4 protein-coding genes and 1 tRNA gene are annotated in these 4,478 nt (G+C 60.1%); all 5 read right to left on the reverse strand.

Going from position 1 to position 4,478, the window contains the following annotated elements; genetic code table 11:
- Positions 1-57 precede the first annotated feature (57 nt).
- The gene (locus tag JHD59_RS21575) at positions 58-1,371 is read right to left on the reverse strand and encodes an integrase arm-type DNA-binding domain-containing protein (protein ID WP_199155776.1); all 1,314 of its coding nucleotides are present in this window, start codon (positions 1,369-1,371) and stop codon (positions 58-60) included.
- Positions 1,372-1,533: 162 nt separating this feature from the next.
- Positions 1,534-1,609 (reverse strand) — tRNA-Thr (locus JHD59_RS21580).
- Between the two features lie 46 nt (positions 1,610-1,655).
- A complete protein-coding gene (locus tag JHD59_RS21585; protein WP_199155777.1) occupies positions 1,656-2,087 on the reverse strand; it encodes a hypothetical protein in 432 nt (143 codons plus the stop codon).
- Between the two features lie 307 nt (positions 2,088-2,394).
- Positions 2,395-2,946: a cob(I)yrinic acid a,c-diamide adenosyltransferase gene (locus JHD59_RS21590; RefSeq protein ID WP_103317669.1), complete on the reverse strand. Its 552-nt coding sequence runs from the start codon at positions 2,944-2,946 to the stop codon at positions 2,395-2,397.
- Positions 2,943-4,478: hypothetical protein (locus tag JHD59_RS21595; protein WP_199155778.1), on the reverse strand; the 1,536-nt coding region annotated here is incomplete at its 5' end. The genes JHD59_RS21590 and JHD59_RS21595, both read right to left, overlap by 4 nt.

A 4,478-nucleotide genomic window follows, 5' to 3' on the forward strand; every position in this document is an offset into this window, starting at 1 on the left:
GAGTCTCGTGGGCTCGGAGATGTGTATAAGAGACAGGCATGCATTCTGTGGATGCACCTACCGGGTCTGCAGTGTTGCGAACTCTGATGGCTCTATGTAGCTTTCCTGCTGAGCATCAAGAAAATCGGCCCACCACTGCATCATCCGACGCCGCTCCGACAGGTACTCCGCTTTGTGCGTGTACGCTGCACGTACTGTGTTACGTTCTGCATGGCTCATCTGACGTTCGATAGCATCTTTAGCCCAAATGCCAGATTCGTTCAAAGCTGAACATGCCATTGCCCTAAAGCCGTGCCCGCACACGTCGGCCTTAGTATCGTAACCCAAGTTACGTAGCGCCTGGTTGATGGTGTTCTCGCTCATTGGTTTGCCAGAGTCGTTGTCGCCGGCAAAAATCAGCTCAAAACGGCCTGTGATTGGATGGATAGAATCCAGCTCCGCGATGGCTTGATGCGACAAGGGGACGACGTGGGGAGTCCGCATCTTTGCCCCTCTGGTAGAGTAGCGGACGCCCTCTATCGGCTTGCGCGTCGGGGGAATAGTCCAAACGGCACGTTCAAAGTCGATTTCCTCCCAGCGCGCCATCCTCAGTTCGCTTGACCGCAAAAATGTCAGTAGCGTGAGGCGGAGCGCCGCTCGGGTAAGCGTTCGGCCCTTATAGTCGCCAATGCGTTTTACTAGGGATGGCAACTGATCTAGTGGTAACGCCGCCCGGTGCTGTTTTTCCGGTACTTTCAGCGCGCCTTGCAGATCCAGCGCTGGATTGCTGGCAATGCGGCCCGTCTGCACGGCGTAGCGCATAACGGCGACGAGGTGCTGCTGTAGACGGTTGGCAACATCAAGCGCGCCGCGCCCTTCCACCTTACGTAACACATCAAGCAGATGGTGAGTCTTGAGACTATCAACAGCCTCTTTGCCGATGAAGGGGAAAACGTCCATTTCAAATCGACGCAGGATGCGGTTGGCGTGGTCGGGTACCCAGCGTGCGCGATTTTTGTCGTGCCATTCCCGGGCTACACACTCTATGTTGTTTTCCGCATGCGCTTGTGCGAAGCGCTTCGACTCGGCTTTTTCTTTGCCAGGATCGATGCCGTTGTCTAGCAGGCGTTTGGCCTTGTCGCGCGCTTCGCGTGCCTCTTTCAGGCTCATCTCAACGGCAGAGTCGATCACATTGCCTTGCGAGTCAAATTGCTGCGGGCCGCAGTACACGCCCAAGGCTAGTAGCTTCTCTTTGCCCCCAAGGTAATAGCGCCAGCGCCAGTACTTGGATCCGTTGGGAAAGATCCACAAAAAAAGCCCCCCACCATCTGCTTTCTTGGCAAGTTTGGAGGAGGGCTTGATGTTCTTAACCGCCTGTGCAGTGAGAGACATGGGGTATCTCCTTTATCGAACTAGCGATGTACCCCGAAATGTACCCCGGAATTGCGTTGGAAGCTATCGGAATCGCCAGGACAGCATAGGAAAGAAAAAGCCCGCAAACGCTAGCGTTTACGGGCTTTTTTGGAATTCCCAGGAAGACCTAGGAACAAGAATTGGTGCCGGCGGCAGGAATCGAACTCGCGACCCCCTGATTACAAGTCAGGTGCTCTACCAACTGAGCTACACCGGCGAAGAGATGTGGATTATGCCTGTCCGTTTATTGGCTGACAAGAGGTTTAATGTTTTTTCTTTTGCTTTTGATGAGGATGGGTAGTTAACTTTTTGTTTTTATGCGCTTTGTGTTTATGCGCCTTGGCCGGCCTATGCGCATGTTTTTTTGCTTGGCGGGCCTTGGGTGCTTTGGCGGCGGAGTGGGCTGGCTTGGCCTTGGCGCGATGTTTCTTGGCTTCGTGCGCTTTCGCCGCATGTTTTTTGCCATGGGCCTTGCCAGATTTGGCATGCGTGCCTTTGGCTTTCGGCGCGCGCGTGGCTTTAGGGGCGCTGTGGGACGTCGCAGCCTTGGCGCGCGGCTGATGCAGCGGCTTGGCGGCAGGCGCCGGCTGAAAATCGCCAGGCAAGGGCTGATCTTCTGGTTCGGCGTGGCTTAGCGGGCTAGCAACGGCCAGGCCGATGGCGATGAACGGACTGATGAGCTTGATCAGATTCATGTTTTTATCGGATTTTGTTGGTCATGGCTGGCGATCTGGATCGCAGCGGTATCAGCCTATATTAGCATGAGTGCGGCGAGGGGCCAGGAGTCGGCCTCTTGAGGAGACTGCGGCTGGGATCTGCGTGGCGCATCTCATCGTGCCGCGCTTGCGTTACAGGCCAGGGGCCGATGGCGGCCTCGTATGGCATGATCTTGCGATCATGCGCAAGGGCCGGCAAGCCAAACAGGCTGGTTGCCCATTGGACAACCAGCCTGTTTTGACTTTGCGCTGCGAACAAAACCGCGCAGAGTGTCTGAGCCAAGACTCAGCGCTCTCTCCCCGGCTTCCACAACACATCCGGCACCCCGCCCTCGCGATTCAGATAGCGGGCCAGCACGAACAGGAAATCCGACAGTCGGTTCAGGTAGCGGCGCAAGGGCTGGGACAAGGTTTCTTCCCGCGCCAACGCGACGATGCTGCGCTCGGCGCGGCGGCAGATGGAGCGCGCCTGGTGGGCCAGCGCCGCCGTGCGCAGGCCGCCCGGCAGAATGAACTCCTTCAGCGGGCCCAGCTCTTCATTCATGAAGGCCACCAAACCTTCCAGGGCCTGCACATGGCTGTCGGTAAGCGCGCTATAGCCCGGCACGGCCAGCTCCGATCCCAGATCGAACAGATCGTGCTGGATTTCCGCCAGCCATTGCGCCATCGGCTGCGGCGGTTGATCGGCCAACAACACGCCGATCACCGAGTTCAGCTCGTCCACGTCGCCCAATGCCTGAATCCGAGGGCTGTCCTTGGCCACGCGGCTGCCATCGCCGAGTCCGGTGGAGCCATCGTCGCCGGTTCGGGTCACAATATCAGACAATCGGTCGCTCATGGCTGCTCCTCGTCCTTGCCTGCGCTGCCTGCATGATGCAGCGCCTCGCGCAGGCTTTCTTTCAGCGCGTCGCTGAATAGCATTTCGTAATCCTCTTTCAGTTGATGCATCATGCCGGACAGCATTTGCTTGGCCTGCACTTCGATGGCGTCCTGCAGCCACAGCGACAGCTCCACTTTCATCCTCGGCAGCATCTGCTCGTATAGCGACTCGAACAAGGCTTGTTCGTCCAAGGGCGGCGGAAGCGGCCGGCCAGCGGCCGCCGCAGAGGCCATGGCGGCGACGCTGACCACAGACACGGGCAACGCGGCAGCCTCGGCTATCGATGCCTCGGCCGCCGCTTGCTCTTGTCCACGCTCCAGCAAGCCGGACAAGGCCGGCATGTCTTCGTCTTCCAGCGGCGCAGGCTGCGGCACGCCCTCATACAGCATGCTGACAGCGGCAGCGTCCAGATCATTGGCGACTTCGGTTTCCAGCAGCGGCTCGGCAAATGCCGCCAGCTCGCCCGCCATGGATTCGGCCAGAGCCGGCTCCGGCGCAGCGCCGGCTGCTTGAGCATCGACGGCCTCAATCCGCGTTTCGGGCTCTGCCGCAAACTCGCCGGCCATCGCATCGGTCGGCGCCAGCTCCGGCACCGACTCATACAACGTCTGAATCGCTGCAGCAGACGCGTCATCAGCCTGCCCGAAGTCGATTACCGCGTCAGGCTCGACAAGCGGCTGGTCGATGGCCAGTTCAGGCAGCGCCTCCGCCTCGGCAGGAGAGATATCGCTGAGCGCTGCGTTTTCAGACTGAGATTCGGCAACGGACTCCGCCCCAGCCTCCAGCGCCTCACTCGCAAGCTCTGGCAATGGCGCCTGCTCGACCAATGGCGTAAGCGATGCGGCTGCCGCGGCCTCTTCGGCAAGCGCCACGCCCTCCTCGCCCAAGCCCTCCATAGCATCAACTGGCAACGCTTCCGTAGCCGGCTGCGCATTCCCTGGCGACTCCGGCAACGCGGCCGCCTCGCCGGCCGGAGCCTCCTCGACAATAGCCGCGGGGGCCGCAGGCAAGTCGACCTCGTCCAGCGCCACTTCGGTCACCACCGGCAGCTCGGGCAAGGCAACGGCATCGTAAGCCAGCGCTTCAGACGCAGCTGCGTCAGCGACAACTGGCGGCTCGTCCTCTGCGGCCTGGACATCCGGAGATGCTTCTACCGCGCTCGGCAGCTCTGGCAGCGCCATGGCCTCATCAAGCTGCTCGCCCAGAGCAGACTCGCCATCTTGATCCGCCAGACCCGGCTCGGATACGACGTCGGAAACTTCCAACAATTCGGGAATGGGCGCCTCAATCAGGGACTCTTCAAGCTCTGGCAAGGCCTCGGCTACGGAAGCGTCCATCTCCAACGCCTCAGACGGAGTAGCCTGTGCTGGCTCGATCTCCTCGCCCACTGCTTCAAGCGCATCTTGCTCGTTCGCCAACGCCGCCACCGCTTCTGCCGCCTCCAGCGAGTCCGGAATGGCGGGGAGGCCTTCGGAGACAGACGATCCCGC

This window comes from Chromobacterium sp. ASV23, from assembly GCF_016428945.1.
In the GTDB taxonomy this organism is placed as follows: Bacteria; Pseudomonadota; Gammaproteobacteria; order Burkholderiales; family Chromobacteriaceae; genus Chromobacterium; species Chromobacterium sinusclupearum.

What these genes read in the sequence shown, in the direction of transcription:
- JHD59_RS21575 (WP_199155776.1), bottom strand. Translation starts at nt 1,371, where the DNA reads ATGTCTCTCACTGCACAGGCGGTTAAGAACATCAAGCCCTCCTCCAAA.
- JHD59_RS21585 (WP_199155777.1), bottom strand. Translation starts at nt 2,087, where the DNA reads ATGAATCTGATCAAGCTCATCAGTCCGTTCATCGCCATCGGCCTGGCC.
- JHD59_RS21590 (WP_103317669.1), bottom strand. Translation starts at nt 2,946, where the DNA reads ATGAGCGACCGATTGTCTGATATTGTGACCCGAACCGGCGACGATGGC.